The sequence below is a fragment of the Pseudomonas sp. 91RF genome (assembly GCF_003576265.1).
GTDB classification, from domain to species: Bacteria; Pseudomonadota; Gammaproteobacteria; order Pseudomonadales; family Pseudomonadaceae; genus Aquipseudomonas; species Aquipseudomonas kribbensis.
The window spans coordinates 270,677-294,025 of sequence record NZ_QWFC01000029.1 but is presented as its reverse complement, the minus strand read 5'-3'; the positions used below and the strand labels follow the sequence as shown (position 1 = coordinate 294,025).

The 23,349-nt window shown below is 59.2% G+C and carries 16 protein-coding genes; 5 read left to right on the top strand and 11 right to left on the bottom strand.

Annotated features, from left to right (window positions below; all coding sequences use genetic code 11):
• Nucleotides 1–49 precede the first annotated feature (49 nt).
• The 3 genes from DXT77_RS16000 to DXT77_RS15990 are packed head-to-tail and all read left to right on the top strand — an operon-like array spanning nucleotide 50 to nucleotide 3,006.
• Entirely contained in the window at nucleotides 50–814 is a 765-nt protein-coding gene (locus tag DXT77_RS16000; RefSeq protein ID WP_119428357.1) for an IclR family transcriptional regulator, read from the top strand.
• Nucleotides 815–853: 39 nt separating this feature from the next.
• Nucleotides 854–2,074, top strand: a complete 1,221-nt coding sequence (locus DXT77_RS15995) for an amino acid deaminase (RefSeq protein WP_119428356.1) — start codon at nucleotides 854–856, stop codon at nucleotides 2,072–2,074.
• Nucleotides 2,074–3,006, top strand: a complete 933-nt coding sequence (locus DXT77_RS15990) for a sugar kinase (RefSeq protein ID WP_119428355.1) — start codon at nucleotides 2,074–2,076, stop codon at nucleotides 3,004–3,006. The genes DXT77_RS15995 and DXT77_RS15990 overlap by 1 nt, the downstream gene beginning before the upstream one ends.
• Nucleotides 3,007–3,130: 124 nt before the next feature.
• Here DXT77_RS15990 and DXT77_RS15985 read toward each other — a convergent pair whose 3' ends face one another.
• Both DXT77_RS15985 and DXT77_RS15980 read right to left on the bottom strand, forming a co-directional pair.
• Nucleotides 3,131–3,406, bottom strand: a complete 276-nt coding sequence (locus tag DXT77_RS15985; protein ID WP_119428354.1) for a peptidylprolyl isomerase — start codon at nucleotides 3,404–3,406, stop codon at nucleotides 3,131–3,133.
• A gap of 50 nt (nucleotides 3,407–3,456) precedes the next feature.
• Nucleotides 3,457–5,994: a PAS domain-containing sensor histidine kinase gene (locus tag DXT77_RS15980; RefSeq protein ID WP_119428353.1), complete on the bottom strand. Its 2,538-nt coding sequence runs from the start codon at nucleotides 5,992–5,994 to the stop codon at nucleotides 3,457–3,459.
• 126 nt (nucleotides 5,995–6,120) lie between these two features.
• On the opposite strand from DXT77_RS15980, the gene DXT77_RS15975 reads away from it, so the two are divergent.
• Nucleotides 6,121–7,230, top strand: a complete 1,110-nt coding sequence (locus DXT77_RS15975) for a PilT/PilU family type 4a pilus ATPase (protein ID WP_119428352.1) — start codon at nucleotides 6,121–6,123, stop codon at nucleotides 7,228–7,230.
• A gap of 265 nt (nucleotides 7,231–7,495) precedes the next feature.
• On the top strand, nucleotides 7,496–11,293 hold the full coding sequence (locus tag DXT77_RS15970; RefSeq protein WP_147407008.1) for a hypothetical protein: 3,798 nt from the start codon (nucleotides 7,496–7,498) through the stop codon (nucleotides 11,291–11,293).
• Nucleotides 11,294–11,320: 27 nt separating this feature from the next.
• Here the strand turns inward: DXT77_RS15970 and DXT77_RS15965 are convergent, their stop codons facing one another.
• The 9 genes from DXT77_RS15965 to DXT77_RS15925 all read right to left on the bottom strand — a co-directional run bounded on the left by DXT77_RS15965 (nucleotide 11,321) and on the right by DXT77_RS15925 (nucleotide 23,265).
• Nucleotides 11,321–13,285: an acetoacetate--CoA ligase gene (locus tag DXT77_RS15965; protein ID WP_119428350.1), complete on the bottom strand. Its 1,965-nt coding sequence runs from the start codon at nucleotides 13,283–13,285 to the stop codon at nucleotides 11,321–11,323.
• A 121-nt stretch (nucleotides 13,286–13,406) separates the two neighbouring features.
• The gene (hbdH, locus tag DXT77_RS15960) at nucleotides 13,407–14,180 is read right to left on the bottom strand and encodes a 3-hydroxybutyrate dehydrogenase (RefSeq protein WP_119428349.1); all 774 of its coding nucleotides are present in this window, start codon (nucleotides 14,178–14,180) and stop codon (nucleotides 13,407–13,409) included.
• Nucleotides 14,181–14,187: 7 nt separating this feature from the next.
• Entirely contained in the window at nucleotides 14,188–15,579 is a 1,392-nt protein-coding gene (locus DXT77_RS15955; RefSeq protein WP_119428348.1) for a GntP family permease, read from the bottom strand.
• A gap of 273 nt (nucleotides 15,580–15,852) precedes the next feature.
• Nucleotides 15,853–17,268 carry a sigma-54-dependent Fis family transcriptional regulator gene (locus DXT77_RS15950; protein WP_119428347.1) on the bottom strand — a complete coding sequence of 472 codons (1,416 nt, stop codon included), beginning with the start codon at nucleotides 17,266–17,268 and terminating at the stop codon, nucleotides 15,853–15,855.
• 40 nt (nucleotides 17,269–17,308) lie between these two features.
• Nucleotides 17,309–18,883, bottom strand: a complete 1,575-nt coding sequence (locus DXT77_RS15945) for an ABC transporter ATP-binding protein (RefSeq protein ID WP_119428346.1) — start codon at nucleotides 18,881–18,883, stop codon at nucleotides 17,309–17,311.
• Nucleotides 18,884–18,896: 13 nt separating this feature from the next.
• Entirely contained in the window at nucleotides 18,897–19,919 is a 1,023-nt protein-coding gene (locus DXT77_RS15940; RefSeq protein WP_119428345.1) for an ABC transporter permease, read from the bottom strand.
• Nucleotides 19,919–20,980 (bottom strand): microcin C ABC transporter permease YejB, encoded by a 1,062-nt coding sequence (locus DXT77_RS15935; protein WP_119428344.1) that lies wholly within the window; start codon nucleotides 20,978–20,980, stop codon nucleotides 19,919–19,921. The genes DXT77_RS15940 and DXT77_RS15935 overlap by 1 nt, the downstream gene beginning before the upstream one ends.
• Entirely contained in the window at nucleotides 20,980–22,848 is a 1,869-nt protein-coding gene (locus DXT77_RS15930) for an extracellular solute-binding protein (protein WP_119428343.1), read from the bottom strand. The genes DXT77_RS15935 and DXT77_RS15930 overlap by 1 nt, the downstream gene beginning before the upstream one ends.
• 135 nt (nucleotides 22,849–22,983) lie before the next feature.
• On the bottom strand, nucleotides 22,984–23,265 hold the full coding sequence (locus DXT77_RS15925; protein WP_041478733.1) for a peptidylprolyl isomerase: 282 nt from the start codon (nucleotides 23,263–23,265) through the stop codon (nucleotides 22,984–22,986).
• Between the last annotated feature and the right edge of the window lie 84 nt (nucleotides 23,266–23,349).

Genomic DNA, 23,349 nt, shown 5'->3' with positions numbered 1-23,349 from the left:
AGCGATCTTTCGCGATAAACTCCCGGCACTTTGAATGGGAACCACTGAAATGACCGAAGACACCATCAAGCGCCGGGCACGCGGTCTGGACCGGGCGTTCGATATCCTCGATTTCCTCAAGGAGATCGGCCAGCCACTGCGCCCTAACGACATCGCCAACGGCATCGGCAGCCCGAAATCCACGGTCTACGAACTGGTGGCATCCTTGCTCGAACGGCGGATTCTGGAGCCGGTGGGCAAGGACGGTCACGTCTATCTCGGTCGTCAGTTGTACTTCCTCGGCCAGGCGCACTTGCGGCATTTCGACCTCAGTCGCGAGGCCGATCACGCCTTGCAGGAGATCGTCAGCCAGACTCGGGAAACCGCGCAGATGTGCCTGCTCAACGGGCGCAAATACACGGTGGCGCTGATGAAGGAGGGCGAGCGGCATTTCCGCATTTCCTCCGATATCGGTGAGAACGCGCCGATTCCGTGGACCGCGTCCGGACGTTTGCTGCTGGCGCATTTGAGTGACCAGCAGATCAACGACCTGATCGATCCGGACGATTTCATCCTGCCGGATGGCGAACGCCTGCCGATGGATACTTTTCTCAAGGAAATCCGTCAGGCCGGCATCGACGGATTCTTCTCGTTCGACAGTGTTGCCGACACGTTTACCCATTGCTTTGCCGCCCCGGTCAAAGACCCGAGCGGCGTGGCCATTTGCACCCTGTGCATCGTCGCACCGCGCGCCGATGCCAAGACCAACTACAACGACTATCGCCGGGTTCTGATCGAGAGCGCCAACAGCCTCGCCCGGCGTATCAACGAATAACTGCGCCCGCCAGCGGACGCGACTGTGAGGAGTTCGACCATGACGACTGCCAACAACACTGCTGCCGTGGAAAAGGGTGACGCCGCCATTGGCGCGCAACTGGTGCGTGACATCAGCCTGCCGGCGCTGGTGCTGCACCGCGAAGCGTTGGAGCACAACATCCACTGGATGCAAAAGTTTGTCAGCGACAGTGGCGCCGAACTCGCGCCCCACGGCAAGACCAGCATGACCCCGGCGCTGTTTCGTCGTCAGCTCGACGCCGGCGCCTGGGGCATCACCCTGGCCAGTGCCACCCAGACCCGTGCCGCTTACGCCCACGGCGTGCGCCGGGTGCTGATGGCCAACCAACTGGTCGGCACGCCGAACATGGCGTTGATTGCCGACCTGCTGGCGGCCGATTCGGGCTTCGATTTCTATTGCATGGTCGATCACCCGGACAACGTCGCCGATCTGGGCGCTTACTTCGCGTCACGCGGTGTGCGACTGAACGTGATGATCGAATACGGCGTGGTCGGCGGCCGTTGCGGTTGCCGGACTGAGCAGGAAGTCATCGAACTGGCCAAGGCCATCGGCGCGCAACCGGCGCTGGCCCTGACCGGTATCGAAGGTTACGAAGGCGTGATCCATGGCGATCACGCTGTCAGCGGCATCCGTGAATTCGCCGCTTCGCTGGTACGCCTCGCAGTGCAATTGCAGGACAGTGGCGCGTTCGCCATCGCCAAACCGATCATCACTGCATCGGGTTCGGCCTGGTACGACTTGATCGCCGAATCGTTCGAAGCGCAGAACGCTGGCGGGCGTTTCCTCAGCGTGTTGCGTCCCGGCAGCTACGTGGCTCACGACCATGGCATCTACAAAGAGGCCCAGTGCTGCGTGCTCGACCGTCGCAGCGACCTGCACGAAGGCTTGCGTCCGGCGCTGGAAGTCTGGGCTCACGTGCAGTCGATGCCGGAGCCGGGGTTTGCCGTGATTGCCTTGGGCAAGCGTGACGTGGCGTTCGATGCCGGGATGCCGGTGCCGTTGCAGCGTTACAAGGCCGGTGTGGTGCCAGCGGTAGGCGAGGATGTCGGTGCCTGCAAGGTCACGGCAGTGATGGACCAGCACGCGTTCATGACCGTGGCGCCGGGCGTGGAATTGCGTGTCGGCGACATCATTTCTTTCGGCACTTCGCACCCGTGCCTGACCTTCGACAAGTGGCGCGTGGGGCTGCTGGTGGACGAGCAGCTGTCGGTGATCGAAACCATGGAAACCTGTTTCTGATGAACACGCTCAGTCCATTGGGGCCGAACACCCCGCGCATCGCCCTGATCGGCGAATGCATGATCGAGCTTCAGCAGCGTGCCGACGGCAGCCTGCAACAGAGTTTCGGCGGCGACACGCTGAACACGGCTGTCTATCTGTCCCGCGCCATGGGCGACAAGGCGCAGGTGGACTACGTTACTGCGCTGGGTGATGACAGCTTCAGTGACGCGATGTGTCGCAGTTGGGCCGATGAAAACATCGGACTGGATCTGGTCCAGCGCTTGCCCGGTCGATTGCCGGGCCTGTATTGCATCCAGACCGATGCTGCCGGGGAGCGGCGCTTTCTGTATTGGCGCAACGAGGCGGCCGTGCGCGACTGTTTCACGACCCCGGCGGCTGCGCCGATTCTCGCGGCGTTGCCGGACTACGACGTGCTGTATTTCAGCGGTATCACGCTGGCAATGCTCGGTGCGCAGGGGCGGGCAAAGTTGATCGAGACCTTGATCGAAGCCCGCCAGCGTGACGCGCGAATCGTCTTCGACAACAACTACCGCCCACGCCTGTGGGCCTCGGTGGAGGAGGCGCGGGCGGCCTATCGCAGCGTGTTGCCCCATGTCGATCTGGCGTTGCTGACGGTGGACGATGAGCAGGCGCTGTTCCATTTTGAAGATTGTGACGCGGTGTTTGAGGCGTACGCGCAGATTGGCACGCCGGAAGTGGTGCTCAAGCGCGGTGGCGAAGCCTGCCTGATCCGTTGCGACGGGGAAGCGTTCGAAGTGCCGGCACAGAAAGTCGAGAAGGTGGTGGACACCACGGCGGCGGGGGATTCGTTCAGTGCGGCGTATCTGGCCAGTCGCTTGCTTGGGGGAAGTCCGACGGTAGCGGCGCAGGCCGGACATCTGTTAGCAAGCCAGGTTATTCAAGTACCCGGAGCTCTGATTCCGAAGTAATCGGTGAATGGCCGATTGCCGGGCAATCGGATCGCGAGCAGGCTCGCTCCCACAGTGATTGTGTGTCGTTCACGGTTCTTTTGTGGGAGCGAGCCTGCTCGCGATGGGCCCTGAAGGCAAACACTCAGTCGCGAAAAAACACCTGCACCAGGTGATAGCCGAACTTGCTCTTGATCGGCCCGTGCACGGTGCGCAGCGGTTTCTTGAAGATCACCGCATCAATCGCGCTGACCATCTGTCCCGGCCGCACTTCACCCAGATCGCCTCCGCGCTTGCCGGACGGGCAGGTCGAAAACTTCTTCGCCAGCACATCGAACGCTTCACCGTTGGCGATGCGTTGTTTGAGTTTTTCAGCCTCATCGGCAGTCTTGACCAGAATGTGGCGGGCTTGGGCTTTCATCGTGCAATACCTGTAGCGGGGTGACGGCGGGGCGCGGATTATGCCTCAAGTCACGGGTTTTGGCTGATCATCGTACGGATCTTGCCAGCCAGAAGATCAATGGAGAACGGCTTGGCTACCATGTCCATGCCGTCTTCCAGGAAACCCTGGCGTTCGGCGGCTTTCTGCGCATAGCCGGTCATGAACAGCACTTTGAGCCCCGGGCGATGCTGACGGGCGATTTCCGCCAGTTGCCGGCCGTTCATGCCCGGCAGGCCGACGTCGGTCACCAGCAGGTCGACGCGCAGGTCGGATTCCAGCAACGGCAGAGCACCTTTGGCGTCTTCGGCCTCGTGGGCGCGATAACCCAGCTCCTTGAGCAAGTCCATGACCAGCATGCGCACCGCCGGATCGTCCTCGACCACCACCACGGTTTCGCCGGTCGCGACGGCGGGTGTCTGCGTTGTTTCTTCCGTCACCACCGGTTCCGGCACCAGAGAATGCAGGCGAGGCAAGTACAGGCGTACGCAGGTGCCTTGGCCCGGCAGGCTGTCGAGGCTGACGTGCCCGCCGGATTGCTGGGCAAAGCCATAAATCATCGACAACCCGAGCCCGGTGCCCTGGCCAATCGGCTTGGTGGTGAAGAACGGATCGAAGGCCTTGGAGCGCACCGAGGGCGTCATGCCGGTGCCGTTGTCGCTGACCGCCAGCATCAGGTAATCACCGGCCTTGACCGGTTCGAGGGTGGTGATGTCGTTGCCGTCGAGGTAGACGTTGGCCGTTTCGATCAGCAGCTCACCGCCGTCCGGCATGGCATCGCGGGCGTTGATCACCAGGTTGAGCAGGGCGTTTTCCAGTTGGCTGACATCGGTGCTGACGGGCCAGACGTTGTCGGCCAGGCGCAAGGTCAGTTCGATCGGGTCGCCTTTGGTGCGGCGGATCAGGTCCTCCAGCGAATGGATCAGTTCATTGACGTTGAGGGTCTTGCGATCCAGCGACTGGCGCCGGGAGAACGCCAGCAAGCGGTGGGTCAACGCCGCGGCGCGATTGGCTGATGACACGGCCGCATCGGTGAACCGCCCGATCTCGTCGGCGCGGCCACTGGCGATGTAGCGCTGCATGAGGTCGAGGCTGCCGATGATCCCGGTCAGCATGTTGTTGAAGTCATGGGCGATGCCACCGGTGAGCTGACCGACCGCTTCCATTTTCTGCGCATGGCGCAAGGCGTCTTCGGCGCGTTCGCGTTCGAACATCTCGTTCTGCAAACGCTGGTTGGCCTGGGCCAGTTGCTCGGTACGCGCGCTGACGCGTTCCTCAAGGGTTTCATTGAGGTTGCGCAGGGCTTCTTCGGTTTTTTTGCGTTCGGTCTCGTCGATCACGAAGATGTAGAAACCGTTCACCGCGCCGTCCGGGCCGTGGCGTGGCAGGTAGTTCATCAGCGCATGTCGCTGGCTGCCGTCGCGGTGGGGCGTGTATAGGCTGAACGAGCAGGGGCGGCCGGCGAGTGCTTCGGCGATGTACGGGGCACGCAGGAAATAGGCCTCTTCGCCGATCACCTCGCGGATCGTGCGACCGTACAGCTCTTGAGGCGTGAGGCCGTACCAGTCGAGATACGCGGCGTTATTCAGGCGAAAGCGTTCCTCGTGGTCGACATAACTGATCAGGATCGGCATGGCGTTGATGATCAGTTGCAGCTCTGTCTGACTTTGCCGCAATGCCTGCTCGGTGTGCTTGCGTTCGGTCAAATCCAGCGCCGCGCCGAGAAAACGCATCGGCCGGCCATGATGGTCCTTGTAGCAGCGCCCGCGGGCGAACACCCAGCGCAGCTCGCCATTGGCTTGCAGCAATCGATATTCCTCGGCGTATTCAGTGCCATGGGTGATGCAATGCTTGATGCTGCGGGCAATCAGTGCGCGGTCTTCCGGGTGCACGCCGTGCAGGTATTCGCTGATCGGCAATTGACCGGACAGGCCCGGATCGACCCCGTGCAACTGGGCAAAGTGTGCATCGGCGATGAAGCGGTCTTCGCCGATGTCCCAATCCCAGGTGCCGACCGCATCGGTGGCTGCCAGCGCCAGTTGCAGGCGCTCCTCGGTCTGTTTTTGCGCCTTGAGGCTTTCTTCGGAACGCTGCTTGAGTTCCAGGGCGATTCGTCGGCGTTCGTTGGTCTCGATGGCGGTGACCAGAATGCCGGCCACTTGCGCGCTTTCGTCGCGAATCGGGCTGTAAGTCAGATCCAGCCAGAAGTCGGACTCCTTGCCGTCCCGTTGCAGGGTGAAGCGTCGCTCGCTGTAGGTTCGCACCTGGCCTTGTAGGACGGCGCTGTAAATCGGGTCGGTAAAGTCTCGAAGTTCAGGCCATATCTGGTGCGCCGGCTGTCCGAAAGCGTGCGGATGCTTGTTGCCGGCCAGCAGCGCAAACCCGTTGTTATAGATCTGGGTGAGCTGCGGTCCCCACAACAACAGCATCGGCATCGGCGAGTGAATCACGATGTCCACCGCGGTCCGCAGGCTCTGCGGCCAGGTGCCGGCGGCGCCCAGAGGCGTGCGGCTCCAGTCGGTTCGGGCAATCAAAGCCTGGGCGTCGTTGGTGTTCGGTACAGCGTTCATCACATCAGTCCTGAGCGTCGGTCGGTGAGGCGGCGTCTACTATCCTAGTGCGGTAGACGCTGAAAGGCCCGTCGCGTCACGACGCACGGTCTTTGGTTCATTGAAAGCTTCGCAGGTGATTTGGCCATGGAAATTGACGCATTGCTCAAACAACTGGCGAGCCGTCATGGTTCGGATCTGTTCCTGTCCACCGGCGCGCCGCCCTGTGCGCGGTTCGAAGGGGTGCTGACGCCTTTGAGCGATCAGCCGTTCAAACCCGGCGAGGTGGCGACTGTTGCCGCGTCCCTGATGGACGCTGAGCAGCGCCGGGAGTTCGACCGGGATCTGGAAATGAATCTGGCGATTTCCCGCACCGGGATCGGTCGCTTTCGGGTCAACATCTTCAAACAACGCAATGACGTGTCGATCGTGATTCGTAACGTCAAACTCGACATTCCGCGCTTCGAGGATCTCAAGTTACCCCCCGTGTTGCTGGAAACGGTGATGCTCAAACAGGGGCTGATCCTGTTCGTCGGCGCTACCGACTCGGGTAAATCCACTTCGCTGGCCGCACTGATCGACCATCGTAATCGGCACAGCAGCGGGCACATCGTCACGATCGAAGACCCGATCGAGTATATCCATCGCCACAAGAAGTCGATCATCAATCAGCGTGAGGTCGGGGTCGACACCCGCAGTTTTCATGCTGCACTGAAGAACACCTTGCGCCAGGCTCCAGACGTCGTACTGATCGGCGAAATTCGCGACCGTGAAACCATGGAGCATGCGCTGTCGTTTGCCGAAACCGGGCATCTGGTGTTGTCGACGTTGCACGCCAACAACGCCAATCAGGCGCTGGACCGGATCATCAATTTCTTTTCCGAGGAGCGCCGGCCGCAACTCCTGCATTCGCTCGGCAATCACCTCAAGGCTTTAGTCTCGCAGAGGTTGGTTCGAACAATCGACGGACAGCGCCGGGCGGCTGTGGAGGTGATGCTGGGATCCGCGACCATTGCCGATTTGATCAGGCGCAACGAATTGGGAGAGCTGAAAGGCATCATGGAAAAATCCGAAGAACAGGGAATGCTGACCTTCGATAAGGCGATATACCAACTGGTAATTGAGGGGGCTATCGATGAAGAGGAGGCTCTGAAACATGCGGATTCCATCAATAACTTGCGTCTGGCCTTGAAGTTGCGAGCGGGAGGGAAAGTCGAGGATGAAAACTTGCCAGGAAACTGGGGATTAATGGATTGAGCTGGTGCAACTGCAAACTTTCTCTTGTTTTTAATGATCTTCGGCTGTTCAGATGCCGTGATGTTGTATTGAAAAGTGTCGAGTGGCTTGTTTTGTATTTTTTTGAATGGTTTGGAAAAAGCAACTGACATCCTTGTGATGGATATTAAGTAATGCATGCCTGAATCTGTGTGGGCTGTTTACTTATATTGTAGGTTGTCTTTTAGGATTGTTCGAAATGATAGGTGAGTTGGAAAAGTTGTCTGTGGTAACTGCGGAAGCTGATATGAAGCAACGCGCTGCAGACGAGGTGGAAAAGAATTCTGTCGTATGGCATCTGAGTCAGATTTTAGAAAAATATGGCAATGTCGACTCGATGCAAGTTGATCTCTTGAATGAGTACTTCGACATGGTCGAGGGCTCGACGCTTTACAGTCTGCACAGCCCGCTGGTCAAACTGGTCCAAGACTTCCAGATACAGCCATTTGTAATTGAAAAAATTTCGTCGCTCGGCATCGAGTCGTACGAAGGCTGTGCGGTAACGGAAGATGCGAAGTTGTTGGTCTTCAGTGACGGTGGTCTGCTGCCCTTCTTGCCTCTCCGCAGCCAACAGCCGGACGAGCAGAAACAGATTGCGCTTTTGGCCCAATGCGCCATTAAGACAGGAGGGTTGGTATGGGACAGTCATGAGGGTAGCCTGGCTCAGTGGTTGAAGTTTAATGAGCTCGATGTACCTAATACCGTGGGCGGATGTAAAAAGCTTATTGAACATTTGAACCTTGTAATACCCGCCGCCGAACCGCTTGGCAATTACTGGGGGCAAATACGCGGTGAGGATGAACTGTCTGTAGTACTCACTGCCGAAGAGAAAAATCGAATCAAAACACACACGGCCACTTTGATACCTGACGGTGTGCGTTTGCTGAACAAGATCTCCGAGGAGGCTGGAGTCTCCCTGATAAGTGACAAAAGAAGTATTGCACGAACGATTCGTTCGATTCTGGCTCACGAAAAAGTTCAGAGTCTGGCATCGCGTCTAAATCAATTGCTGGGCTGGTATGGTACGAAGGAAGGAGAGTCGGTCACGTCTCAGGATTTGAGTCAGTTAATGGTGACCGCTGTTATTCTCGATCTGGATGTCGCTGACGCAAACCAGCGGCGTAATGTTGTTTGCGGGTATGACTTGTATCAGGTATCCAATGCCGATCTTCATCCGGACGTAATCCTGAAGGATTTCGAAAGTCACCTTGTGGCGGCACGCTCGGTCGCGCCTGAAACATCCGCCATGGCGGCCTATATCATGCTGGCGGAGCAGGCACCTGAGTTCCTTGTGAGCAATATCGGCGAGGAGATGACAATCGGCTCGATCGCCTGGATCAATTTTTGCGCTACGGTGGCAACCCTTGAGTTGAAATTGCCGGGGAGTGTTCGCCTGATGGATGCCAGTGCAGTCCAGAATGCGTCCGCTATCGAACCCTGTAGTCAGAACTTGCGTGAGTTGCAATCTGTCGCACTCGTTGATCCCATACTGGACTGGGGGCTTGTCAACGGTATTGTGACCCATGAAAAATTGGAGTCGAATGCCAGGGAAGCGCTGGACTTGTTGTTAGCCCGATATGAGGTCCATACGAATCTGCTATCCCGGGCGGTCAACGACCTCGCCAAGCCGTTACCCGACAAACAGATAATTGCATTGGAATTGTTGAAAGCAGCTCTCCCCACTTGTGATTTTCTCGAACAGAATGTTCTTTATGAAAACAATGCGAGCAAGCTCCTGAACTCCCATCTGGACTTTACGCCCGATGGCCTGAGGGAGAACACCCAGCCCGTGGCCAGGTCGATGGTAGAAGTGTATGCATCCGGAGAATTGCAACTCAATCGTTGGGACGTTAAGGACGGCTCGAGCATATTCAGACAATTCGGTGCCCCGTTGTATGCACTGCCATCGATCAAGCCATTTGTTATCACCAAAACCAAGAAATGGTATGCCGCTCTCAAAGACGCGCAGGGAACCTTGCTGAAACTGGCAGTTTCGCGGATGCCCTCTGCCGATCGACAGGTGTTTCTGAATAGCGACATCAGCGTTTTTACTCTGCGTCCTTCAGTTGCCGTCTATTTCACCGAGACGACCTCTACCGATGGCGGCTTTGCTGGCGCCTCTTCGCCGTTGAAAACACGACTGGTTGAAACGCAGGAAACCATCGACGCTTCTAGAGGGCGTTATGGGGTGGTGATATGTGCGCAGCGCGAGAACGGAGAGTTACTGTGTTACGAACTGCTTACTTTGCAGGCAGAGTGCCGTCGAAATGACCGGTTCGCCGTTTTGGCTTCCTTTGCAATGAACAGAAGCGCACGAGTGGACTTTGATGGCGACCCGAAAGAAAAGATAGCGGCAGCAGCCGTTGTAACATTGCCGTCAGACTTGGGTTGTTATACCGAAGGCCGAAAGTACTCCGAAAATGCTTCCAGCAAGGGAGTTATCGAGAAGTTGGGGGTCGTGCCTAAAAGAGCCCGTATCAAAGACTTCGACGGCACTGCTTATCAAGCTTTTAATGACGAACATATGAACGAGCTTGTGGCTTTTGTTCTGGATCATCATCCTCCAGCAACTTACAAGGATATCGAGGCTGTGGCGTTGAAACCCACGTCGCTGGAGGAAGTGCGGCAACGAACCGAAAGGATCAATGAGTACATTCTCAATCTGGTTATTCCCTTCAGAAGTTGTATTGCCGACCTTGCATCCGGTGACAAGGACCGCGTTGGTTCCGGTGTGTTCGGTTGTGTCATGGATGCCATCGGGTTAATCGGAACAGTTGTCGGTGTTGCCAGCAAAATCATGGGCGTAATGGCCAAATCGATATCGACCACGGCGAAAGTCGCGACTCTGGCCAAGTTTGCCCTGACCACGACTATCTCTGTGTTCAATCCACTGGACGGTTTTGGAGCGATGTCCAAAACCGGCGGGAAATTGCTTGCTCGCGGAGGTGCGCAACTAGGCCGCAGCGGGGTGCACGCGTTAACATCGGCGCGACTCCAGCTGCGTCGGTTGATAGGGCGCGCCAGGTCCGTGGATCTGATGAAAGCCAATGATTACGCACGGCTCTGCCAAGGAACGTGGAAACCTTCAGGTTCGACCAAGCTGTTGGATGTATGTGTAACTCAACAAGGAACCAAGTGGTTTGCCACTAACCGTTTCGGCCGTCCCTGGGGACCGAGTCTGGAAAATTTCAAGTTCGGTGACGCATTACGGCCATTAAAACTCAGACAGATGCTACCGGATCATTACACCGGCCATATCGTTCAGCGGGCCATGTCTCAGGCAGGCGTAAAGATTGACGGCGCTTTGGGTGCCCTGGTCAAGTCTGTCGATCGCCTGAACACCGATCTTGCGATCGGTCTCTTGTTTGGAAGCTCCGAAAAAGGGCGAGACAACATGTTGACGTTTCTCAAATTAATAAAAACGGATTTCCACGGATTTTCGTTCGGCAATTGCCTGTTGGAGGCCGTACAGCATGATCGACATACGATGATCATAGACACCGAGACCTATAAAGCATGGAAGGAATCGAAAGGGCAGCCGGCCAATAGTCATGTGTTCCTGAAAGTTTACGGTGAGAACATCCAGGAGCACTTTCATAACGAAAAGTCCAGCTTCAGTGTCATCGCCGGAGATCTCATTCATAAGCTGTTTCATGTCACACCGACCGCCAAGCCTGTGGCCCTCGCATCCAGACCAGATATCCGTTCCGGCGAACTCTATCAGTTGGACGTCACACCGTTGTTGAATCTGGCGCAGGGTCAGTTGCCGGTTGCGTCAGTGACGAAAGTTGAGGGTAAACCCGTTGCGGTATGGAACGGAGACAGTTTCAAGTCCTCCGCCAGTGAAGTGCAGTCCGGTCTCTTCGACAAGACCCGGACCATTGAAAACGCTGATACCTATGTGGTGATGTCCTTGCTGCTGGATCAGGCTTCGGGGGATCAGAGTTGGCGATTCCGTCGCAATGTGCAAACCATGCAGGAAGCCGTGACTGCCAGCAACGGCGAGAGGATAACCGGTGAGGTCCTGCTGGATTTTGACCGATAGGAAAGGCGTTCTCTGACCAGACATCAGTCAGGGTGAGTCAATCTTCAGCTCTGGTCGATCCCGAAACTGTTCCAGCGCTTCGGGATTGGCCAATGCATCAGTGTTTTTGACTGGCTGGCCGTGCACTACATTACGCACGGCCAGTTCCACCACTTTGCCACTAAGCGTGCGTGGAATGTCCGTGACCGCAACAATCTTCGCCGGTACATGGCGCGGTGTGGTGTTCGCACGGATCACCTGACGGATCTGCTGTTGCAGCGTGTCATCCAGCGTTACGCCTTCCTTGAGGCGCACGAACAGTACGACGCGCACGTCGTCCTGCCATTGCTGGCCGATGGCAACGCTGTCCAGCACCTCGGGGAGTTTTTCCACCTGACGGTAGATTTCCGCCGTACCGATGCGCACGCCACCGGGGTTGAGCACTGCGTCGGAGCGGCCGTGAATCAGCATCCCGCCGTGGGGCAATTGTTCGGCGTAGTCACCCTGGGCCCAGACGCCGGGGAACTGGCTGAAATAGGATTTGCGCAGTTTCTCGCCGTCCGGATCATTCCACAGTCCAATCGGCATCGCCGGAAATGGCCGGGTACACACCAGTTCACCTTTCTCACCGATCACCGGTTGCCCGGCGTCGTTCCACACTTCGACCGCCATGGCCAGGCTCTTGCCCATGATTTCGCCCCGGCGTACGGCTGACATCGGGTTGCCGTTGACGAAGCAGGACACGATGTCCGTACCGCCGGACATCGAGGACAGGCAAACGTCCGGTTTGAAGTCGCGATAGACGAAGTCATAACTCTGCGGCGAAAGCGCGGAACCGGTGCAGAGCAGGGTTTTCAGGTGGCTCAGGTCGTGGCTTTCACGGGGCTTGATGCCGCTGCTTTCCAGGGTTGCGAGGAATTTCGGGCTGGTGCCGAACACGCTGACCTGCTCGTCGTCGAGCAGCTCCAGCAATCGCTGGTTGTCCGGAAAAAACGGTGAACCGTCATACAGCACCACCGCGCTGCCGACCGCCAGCGCCGACACCAGCCAGTTCCACATCATCCAGCCGCAGGTGGTGTAGTAGAACAGTCGATCACCGGGGCCCAGATCCACATGCAAACCGTGCTCCTTGACGTGTTGCAGCAACACGCCGCCGGTGCTGTGAACGATGCACTTCGGCACGCCGGTGGTGCCGCTGGAATACAGCACGTACAGCGGATGGTCGAAGGGCACAGGGACGAATTGCGGCTCATCGCCCGGTTCGTAGAAGTCGTCCCACAGCGTGACGTTGGCGGGTGTCCGGTAATCCTTGGCATGGGCGTGAGGGCGTGCGTACGGCACGATGATCAGCTGTTGCAAGGTCGGCAGCTGTTCGAGGATTTCGTTGATCTTTACGGTCTGGTCGATCTCTTTGCCGGCGTAGCGGTAACCGGCACAGGTGATCAGCACTTTCGGTTCGATCTGGCCAAAACGGTCGATCACACCGTGGGTGCCGAAGTCCGGCGAGGAACAGGACCATATCGCCCCGAGACTGGTGGTCGCGAGCATCGCCACCAGGGTTTGCCAGGTGTTGGGCATGCACGCGGCAACCCGGTCGCCGAGTACGACGCCGGCCGCTTGCAGGCTGGCCTGGAACCCGGCGACTTGCCGGGCCAGTTCGGCCCAGGTCAACAATTCACGTTGGCCGTTTTCGCCGATGGCGATCACGGCGATGGCATCGTCCCGTCGACTCAGCAGGTGTTCGGCGAAGTTCAACGTAGCGCCGGGAAACCATTCGGCACCGGGCATCTTCAAGCCTTCGCGCAGAACCGCGTCGGGCTGGGTGTGAAAACTGATGCCGAAGAAATCCACGATCGCCTGCCAGAACGCTTCGCGTTGGTCGATGGACCATTGGTGCAGGGCAGGGTAGTCGTCGAGGTGCACCTGGTGACGCTGAATGATGAAGCGCCGAAAGCCGTCCATGCGGGACCGGGCAATGCGTTTGGCATCGGGCTGCCAGAGGATGTCGGACATGGTTTGCCTCTTGTTTTTGTTGTTCACATGACCTGTGGGAGCCAGCCTGCTGGCGATTGAGGTCGATCAGCCAAATGATGATCCGCTATCGCCAGCGGGCTGGCTCCCACAAGGGCAGAGCTTACTGCGCGAGCCACCCGCCATCGATATTCCACGCCGCTCCGCGCACCTGACTGCCGGCCTCGCTGCACAGGAACAACACCAGTTCACCGAGGTGCGCAGGGGTGACGAACTCCAGCGACGGCTGTTTCTCGGCCAGCAGATCGTGTTGCGCCTGTTGCGGGTCGACACCCTTGGCCGCGCGATCGTCGATCTGCTTCTGCACCAGCGGCGTCAGCACCCAGCCCGGACAAATCGCATTGCAGGTGACGTTGCTGGCGGCGGTTTCCAGGCCGACCACTTTGGTCAGGCCGATCACACCATGCTTGGCCGCGACATAGGCGGCTTTGCCGGTGGAACCGACCAGGCCGTGCACCGAGGCGATGTTGACGATCCGGCCCCAGCCCTTGGCGCGCATGCCCGGCAAACTCAGGCGGGTGCTGTGAAACACCGACGACAGGTTGATCGCGATGATCGAATCCCAGCGCTCCACCGGAAACTCTTCCACCGCCGCGACGTGCTGGATGCCGGCGTTGTTGACCAGAATGTCCACGCCGCCGAACTCGCGCTCGGCGTAGGCGATCATGTCGGCGATCTGCTCAGGGCTGCTGACGTCCGCCGGGTGATGGCCGACCTTGCCGCCGAACTGTTCGACTTCGGCGATTACCTTCGAGGCATCGCCAAAGCCGTTGAGGATCAGGTTGGCGCCAGCCTTGGCCAGCGTGAGCGCAATGCCCAGCCCGATGCCGCTGGTGGAGCCGGTGACCAGTGCGGTCTTGCCAGTAAGAGTCGTCATGAATACCTCACACAATGCCAGTGGCGTAGAAAGTGCCGATTACCACGAAAACCGCCAGGGTCTTGATCAGCGTAATACAGAAAATGTCTTTGTAGGCCTCACGGTGGGTCAGGCCAGTGACCGCCAGCAACGTGATCACCGCGCCGTTGTGCGGCAAGGTGTCCATGCCGCCACTGGCCATCGCGGCCACGCGGTGCAGCACTTCCAGCGGAATGTTGGCGGCGTGGGCGGCGCTGATGAACTGTTCGGACATCGCCGCCAGGGCGATGCTCATGCCACCCGACGCGGAGCCGGTGATGCCGGCCAGCAGGGTCACGGTGATCGCTTCGTTGACCAGCGGATTGGGAATGCTCTTGAGCCAGTCGGCCAGCATCAGAAACCCCGGCAATGAAGCGATGACCGCACCGAAACCATATTCAGACGCAGTGTTCATCGCCGCCAGCAACGCACCGCTGACGGCGCTTTTGCTGCCCTCGGCGAGCTTGCTTTTGATCGCTTTGAAACCGAATGCCAGGACCATCAGGATGCCGACCAACAGGGCTGCCTGCACCGCCCAGATCGCCGTGAGTTTGGCAATTTCGGTGGTGACGGGCGCAGCCATGCCCGGCAGCGCGAGGCTGTGGGTCTTGCCGTACCACTGCGGAATCCATTGGGTGAACAGCAGGTTCATGATGCCCACCGCCAGCAACGGCGACAGGGCGATCCACGGGTTGGGCAGTTTCAGGTCTTCGGCGGTTTCCGGTTCGTTGCGCAGTTCGGTACCGTAGCCTTCGCCGGCGTGTTGAGCCTTGTTGCGTTGGCGCTGCAAGAACAGCATGCCGGCGCAGAACACGAAAATCGTCCCGATCACACCCAGCCACGGCGCCGCCCAAGCGGTGGTATTAAAGAAGGTGCTGGGGATTATTTTCTGGATCTGTGGAGTGCCGGGCAGGGCGTCCATGGTGAACGAGAACGCGCCGAGGGCGATGGTCGCCGGGATCAGGCGCTTGGGGATGTTGCTCTGGCGGAACATTTCCGCTGCGAACGGGTAGACCGCGAACACCACGACGAACAGCGAAACGCCGCCGTAGGTGAGCAGGGCGCAGACCAGCACGATCACCAGCATTGCCTGACGGGTGCCGAGTAAGCGGATGGCGGCTGCGACAATCGAACGCGAGAAGCCCGACAGCTCGATCAGCTTGCCGAACACGGCGCCGAGCAGGAACACGGGAAAGTAAAGTTTGATGAAACCGACCATCTTCTCCATGAACACCCCGGTGAAGGCAGGGGCGACGGCAGACGGGTCGGTGAGCAGGACGGCGCCGAGGGCGGCGATCGGGGCAAAAAGGATAACGCTGTAGCCACGGTAGGCCGCGAGCATCAGCAGCGCGAGGGCTGCCAAGGCGATGATCACACTCATGGTGTGCTCCTTCGATTGTTATTTTTGTGGGTGGAACGGGTGTGAGAGGGGCTATAGCGAGAACTGTGCCAGAAGGTTAACTTGTTGAAATAAAAGGAATTAGTTTGATTTTTGGAGGCGGCTTTCGAGATTTTGTCTCTATTTTGAGACTTCTCTGGCTGTGAGGGAGCTTTCGCGGGCAAGCCCACCCCCGCAGTTGAACGCTTTCCCCCGTAGGAGCAGGCTTGCCCGCGAAGCTTTTGATGTAGTCCAGACTTAGAGAACTGTGTCTCTTTATTGAGACTCTGCGATTCCGAGCGCAAGCATTTTTTTATAAAGCGTCGACCGCCCCAGTCCCAGCCGCTGCGCGGCCTCAGTCACCTTGCCCCTGCATTGCGCGAGGGTGGATTGAATCAGTTGCCGGTCAAACCGCTCGCGAGCCTGACTGAAGGTCTCGTTGGTTGCCGGCTCTGACAGCGGTGCCAGCGTTCGTTCAACCGGTGTAAACGTGCCAATCGCCGCTCGAATGTCGTTCGCCGTCAGCATCAAGTCATCACTGAGCAACGCGGCGCGCTCCAGTACATTGCGCAACTCGCGAATGTTCCCCGGCCAGGCATGCTGCCCCAGTAATTCCAGCGCTTCGCGATTGAGTTCGTGCTGACTGCGCAGCTCTTCAAGAATCGCCTCACTGAGGGCCGGCAGGTCGTCCAGCCGTTCACGCAGCGGCGGCACCTGAATCGGTAGCACGTTGAGACGGTAGTACAAATCCGCGCGGAACTCGCCGCGCTTGATTGCTGCTTCCAGATCCGTCGAGGTCGCGGCAATCACCCGCACATCGCTCTGGATCACGTCGTTGGAGCCTACAGGCTCGAATTCTTTTTCCTGCAATACCCGCAGCAATTTGCTTTGCAATGGCAACGGCATGTCGCCGATCTCATCGAGAAACAGTGTCCCGCCCTGAGCGATCTGCAACTTGCCGGTGCGGCCCTTGCGATCAGCGCCGGTGAACGCGCCGGGCGCGGTGCCGAAGAACTCGGCTTCGAGCAGCGCCTCGGGAATTGCCGCGCTGTTGATGCTGACGAAGGCCTTGTGCGCCCGAGGCGAAGCGCCGTGGATGGCCTGGGCCAGCAATTCCTTGCCGCTGCCGGTCTCGCCCAGCAACAGAACCGGTGACTCGGCGCTGGCGCTGCGGCGGGCGCGACGCTTGACCTCCAGGCTCGCGGCGCTGGTGCCGATGAAGTGGGCGAAGTTGTATTTGGTCTGGCGTGCGCGCAGCAGCGAACGGGTCGAGGCCAGCTCCTCCTGCATGCTCAGGTAACGTTTGAGCATCGGCGACAGCGTGCGCAATTCGTCAAACAGGGCGAAACCGATGGCGCCGATGACCGATCCGGCGTCGTCATGGATCGGCAGACGCATCACCACCAGCGGTTCTTTCGGGGTGTCCTGCATGTCCAGCAGTATCGGCCGCCCGGTGCGCACCACCTCGCGCAGTAAGCTTCCGGGGATCACGCTTTCGCAGGGCTTGCCGATGGCCCCGGCGGCGGAGTCGAGCCCGAAGCGCCGGGCGTAGCGCTCGTTCATCCAGACGATGTTCGCATCGCGGTCGACAATCACCGTGCCTTCACTGGATTGCTCGATGATCTCGAACAGCGAACGGATCGCCAGGGTGCGAACCCGTTGGTAATCCTTGAGGCTTTCGGTGGTGTTCATGGCGGCGTCCATTGGCGGAAGTCAGGTGGCGCGATTATGCCTATCCCGGATGCGCCGCCGCCAACAGCTCTTTGGTATAGGGGTGCTGCGGCGAGTCGAACACGTCATGGCTGGCGCCGCGTTCGACCACCTTGCCGTCTTTGATCACGATCATGTCGTGGGCCAGTGCCCGCACCACCGCCAGGTCGTGGCTGATGAACAGGTACGTCAGGCCGTGTTTTTCCTGAAGCTGGCGGAGCAGGGCGACCACCTGTTTCTGCACGGTACGGTCCAGCGCCGAGGTCGGCTCGTCGAGCAGGATCAGCGCCGGTTTGAGCACCAGTGCCCGGGCAATGGCGATGCGTTGGCGTTGGCCGCCGGAAAATTCGTGGGGGTAACGATGACGGCTTTCGGGGTCGAGGCCGACTTCCTTGAGCACGCGGATCACCTGGTCGTCGCACTCGTCAGCGGTGGATTGGCAATGCACTTCCAGCCCTTCACTGATGATCTGCGCCACCGACATGCGCGGGCTGAGGCTGCCGAACGGGTCCTGAAACACCACCTGCATCTGGCGGCGCCACGGTCGTAGTTGCTTTTGGTTGAGGCCGTCGAGAGACTCGCCGTGAAAGCGAATGCTGCCTTCGGAGTCGAGCAATCTCAGGATCGCCTGACCCAGTGTCGACTTGCCCGAGCCAGACTCGCCGACGATGCCCAGGGTCTTGCCGCGCTGGATGTTCAGGCTGATACCGTCCACGGCGCGCAGGTATTGCTTGCGCTGGAACAGTCCGCCGCCAACGACGAAATCCACCCGCAGGTCTTCGACTTCCAGCACGTTTTCACGCTCGTCCCGGGGCAATGCTTCGCCTTCGGGTTCGGCATTGAGCAACACGCAGCTGTAAGGGTGTTTCGGCTCGGTGAACAGGGTTTCGCAAGGTGCCTGCTCGACGATTTTCCCGGCCTTCATCACGCACACCCGCTGGGCAATGCTGCGCACAAGATTCAGGTCGTGGCTGATCAGCAGCAGCGACATGCCAAGACGTTGTTGCAGGGATTTGAGCAGCACCAGGATCTTGCGCTGCACGGTGACGTCGAGGGCCGTGGTGGGTTCATCGGCGATCAACAGTTCCGGTTCGCAGGCAAGGGCCATGGCAATCATGACCCGTTGTCGCTGGCCGCCGGACAATTGGTGCGGGTAAGCCTTCAACCGTTCTTTCGGCTTCTGGATGCCCACCAGTTCAAGCAGTTCGAGAATGCGTTTCTGCGCTTCTTTGCCACCCATGCCTCGATGCAGAAGCAGGGTCTCGCCGATCTGCTTTTCGATTGTATGCAGCGGGTTGAGCGAGGTCATCGGCTCCTGGAAGATCATGGCGATGCGGTTGCCCCGCAGGTCGCGCAAGGTCTTGGGATCGGCACCGACCAGCTCCTGGCCGCGATAGCGAATGCTGCCGGTGGTTGTGGCTTCGCTGTCGGGGAGCAGTTGCAGGATCGAGTGGGCCGTCACCGATTTGCCCGAGCCCGATTCGCCCACCAGCGCCAGGCACTCGCCGGGGCGGATGTCCAGGCACAGATTGCGCACCACGGTCTGGCCATGGAAGGCGACGCTGAGGTCACGGATTTCGATCAGGTTGTCAGTCATTTCAAGGATCCGTTCATGAGCGCGGGTCAAAGGCATCGCGCAATGCTTCGCCAATGAATACCAGCAAGGACAGAATCAGCGCGAGGGTGAAAAACGCCGTCAATCCCAGCCACGGTGCCTGCAGGTTCTGCTTGCCCTGGCCGATCAACTCGCCCAGGGAAGCGCTGCCCGCCGGCATGCCGAAACCCAGGAAATCCAGCGCAGTGAGCGTAGATATCGCCCCGGTCAGAATGAACGGCAGGTAACTCAATGTGGCATTCATTGCATTGGGCAGGATGTGCCTGAAGATCACCTTGCGGTCGGTCAGGCCCAGGGCCCGCGCTGCCTTGACGTATTCCAGGTTACGCCCGCGCAGGAACTCGGCGCGCACCACGTCCACCAGCGCCAGCCAGGAAAACAGCGCCATGATCCCCAGCAGCCACCAGAAGTTCGGCTCGACGAACCCTGACAGAATGATCAGCAGGTACAGCACCGGCAGCCCCGACCAGACTTCGAGCAGACGCTGCCCCATCAAGTCGATCCAGCCACCGTAGTAGCCTTGCAGGGCGCCGGCCGCGATGCCGATCAGGGCGCTGACGAAAGTCAGCATCAAGGCGAACAGGATCGACACCCGCGCACCGAAAATCACCCGGGCCAGCACGTCCCGCGCCTGATCGTCGGTGCCCAGCCAGTTGACCGAAGTCGGCGGGCTTGGCGCCGGTTTGTTGAGGTCGTAGTTCGGTGTGTCGTCACTGAACGGGATCGGTGGAAACAGCAGCCAGCCACCGTCCTTGCGGATCAGGTTCTGCACATAGTCGCTGCGGTAATCGGCCTGGAACGGCAACTGCCCGCCAAACTCCTGTTCGGTATGGCGCTTGAATACCGGGAAGTACCACTGACCTTGATAACTGACGACCAGCGGTTTGTCGTTGGCGATCAGTTCGCCACCGAGGCTGATCACGAACAGACCAATGAACAGCCACAACGACCACCAACCCCGGCGGTTCTTCTTGAAGCGTTCGAAACGGCGACGGCCCAGAGGCGAGAGCTTGAGCATCAGGCATTCCTCGCGGCGAAGTCGATGCGCGGATCGACCAGCGTGTAGCACAGGTCGCCGATCAGTTTTATCAGGAGACCGAACAGGGTGAAGATGAACAGCGAGCCGAACACCACCGGGTAGTCCCGGGAGACAGCTGCTTCGTAGCTCATGCGCCCGAGGCCGTCGAGGGAGAAGATCACCTCGATCAGCAGCGAGCCGGCAAAGAACACACTGATGAAGGCCTGTGGGATGCCCGAGACCACCAGCAGCATTGCGTTGCGAAACACATGGCCATACAGCACCCGGCGTTCGCTCAGGCCTTTGGCGCGAGCGGTGACCACGTACTGACGGGTGATTTCATTGAGAAACGAGTTCTTGGTGAGGATGGTCAAGGTCGCAAAGCCGCCGATCACCAGCGCAGTCACCGGCAGAACAAGGTGCCAGAAGTAGTCGGCGATCTTGCCCAGGGTCGACAGGGATTCGAAGTTGTCCGAGACCAGCCCGCGCACCGGAAACCAGTTCAGTGACGTTCCGCCGGCAAACACCACGATCAGAAACATCGCGAACAGGAACGCCGGCATCGCATAACCGACGATGATCGCCGTACTGCTCCAGATATCGAAATGACTGCCGTGGTGCACGGCTTTGCGGATGCCCAGCGGGATCGACACCAGATAGGTGATCAGCGTGGCCCACAGCCCGAGGGAAATGGTCACCGGCATTTTCTGCAGGATCAGGTCGGTGACCGTGGCGCCCCGGAAGAAACTCTTGCCGAAATCCAGTTGCGCGTAGTTCTTGAGCATCAGCCACAGGCGTTCATGGGCCGGTTTGTCGAAACCGTACTGTTTTTCGATGTCCTTGATCAGTTGCGGATCAAGGCCTCGGCTGGCGCGGGAAGTGCTGCTCATGGTCTCGTTTGCGCCGCCGCCGACACTGGCGCCGCCGATCCCTTGCAGATGTGCAATGGCCTGTTCCACCGGACCACCCGGGGCGGCCTGGATGATCACGAAGTTGACCAGCAGAATGATCACCAGCGTCGGGATGATCAGCAGCAGACGCCGCAGTATGTAAGCCCACATCAGTGCGGTCCTCCGGGTCTGCCACGGCTGATTTTCTCGGCCGTCATCTGCTGGTTGGTCAGCGGTGTGCTGCTGATCTCCCACCAGCTTTCGATCGCTTCGTCATTGCTCGCCTGCACAGAGGGGATGCCGAAGCGGTTCCACCACACGGTCGATGTGCCCGGCGGGTAATAGTTGGGAATCCAGTAGTAGTTCCATTGCAGCACCCGGTCCAGCGCATGGGCGTAATGCAGCATGTCGGCCTGGGTCGAGGCGCGGATCAGGCCGTTGATCAAGGTGTCGACCGCCGGATTCTTCAGCACCATGTAATTGTTGGCGCCGGGATCGTTGGCCGACGCGGAACCGAAGTAATTGAGCAGCTCGCCGCCGGGCGACGTGGTGACCGGGTAACCGGTGACAATCATGTCGTAATCGCGGCTCATCAGGCGATTGACGTACTGCGAAGAGTCGATGCGGCGGATGTCGAGGTTGATGCCGATCTGTTTCAGTGTGCGCTTGTAAGGCAGCAGCAGCCGGTCCATGCCGTTCTGGCTGACCAGGAAGGTGAAGCTCAACGGTTCGCCCTGTACGTTGACCAATTGGTCTCCGTCCGGTTTCCAGCCGGCCTGTTCCAGCAGTTCCAGTGCTTGCAACTGTTTGTCACGAATCAGGCCGCTGCCATCGGTTTTCGGCGCCTCGAAGACCTGGGTGAATACCTCGTCGGGAATCTGCCCGCGCAACGGTTCAAGAATCTTCAGTTCGGCAGCGTCCGGCAGTTCCCGGGCGGCGAGGGCACTGTTGGAAAAGTAACTCTGCTGGCGGATGTACATGTTGCGCATCATCTGCCGGTTGCTCCATTCGAAGTCCCAGAGCATGGCCAGGGCCTGACGTACGCGGCGATCCTGGAACATCGGTTTTTGCAGATTGAACACGAAGCCTTGCGCCGATTGCGGTGCTTCGGTGGCCAGATGAGCCTTCTGCAGACGCCCGTCGCTCAGGGCCGGGCTGTCGTAGCCGATCGAGTAGCCGGTAGCGGAAAATTCGCGGTTGTAGTCGTAGGCGCCGCCGCGCAATACCTGACGAGCGACATCGGTGTCGCCGAAGTACTCGATGCTGAAGTGGTCGAAGTTGTAGAGCCCGCGGCTGACGGGCAAGTCCTTGCCCCACCAGTCGGGGTTGCGCTCGAAGGTGATACTGCGCCCGGAATCGACCTTGCCTACCCGGTAAGGGCCGCTGCCCAGCGGTGGTTCATAGCCGCCACCGCCGGCGAAGTCACGGGTCTTCCACCAATGCTCGGGAAACACTGGGAGGGTCGCGATGTCCAGTGGCAGCGTGCGGTTTTCATTGCTCTTGAAATCGAAACGCACGGTCAGTGGCGCTTCCACCTCAACGCCTTTGACGTCGGCGAACTGGGTGCGATAGCGCAGGCTGCCTTGGGTCATCAACAAGTCGTAGGTGTAGCGCACGTCTTCGGCGGTGATCGGTTTGCCGTCGGCGAAACGTGCCTTGGGGTTGATGAAAAAACGCAGGGACAGACCGTCTTCGGAGCGCTCCATCTTCTGTGCCACCAGCCCGTAGACGGTGTAAGGCTCGTCCATAGAACGCTGGGCCAGCGGGGAGTACAGCAGGCCGTCGATCTGGGTGACGCCGATGCCCTTGTCGATGTAGGGCAGGACATGGTCGAAGTGACCGATCTCGATCGCCGAGCGGCGCATCGTTCCGCCCTTGGGCGCTTGCGGATTGGTGTAGTCGAAGTGACTGAAATTGGCCGGATACTTCGCCGGTTCGCCGTAAACGGTCAATGCATGTTGCGGTGCAGCGCTCACACCGGCGGCGCCCATCAGCAGAGCCACGGCAGTGAACATCAAAGTGGAAAAAGCCAGTCGCATTGTCAGCCTTAGAGCCGGATGATCGATAAGCGCAATTTGTACGCGAGCCCGACACTGTTCGCCAGCCGCGTGGTGTAACCAAAACACAACGGCCCGCCATCTGGCGGGCCGTTACACAGCGCAAGGGACTAAGGATCAGTCCTGACGGCTGGTGACTTCCAGCAGGTGATAGCCGAACTGAGTCTTGACCGGGCCTTGCACGACGTTGATCGGTGCGCTGAACACTACGGTATCGAATTCCTTGACCATCTGGCCCGGGCCGAACGAGCCCAGGTCGCCGCCCTGACGGCTGGACGGGCAGGTGGAGTTGGCTTTGGCGACTTCAGCGAAATCGGCGCCGGCTTCGATCTGGGCCTTGAGTTCGTTGCACTTGTCTTCGCTGGAAACCAGGATGTGGCGGGCAGTGGCTTTGGCCATGGGGGAAATCTCCAATCAAATCAGTAAAGGGTGGAGCCTACCGGATTCAGTGGCCGATTTCTCGGCAAAGTTCCGTTCAGTTGT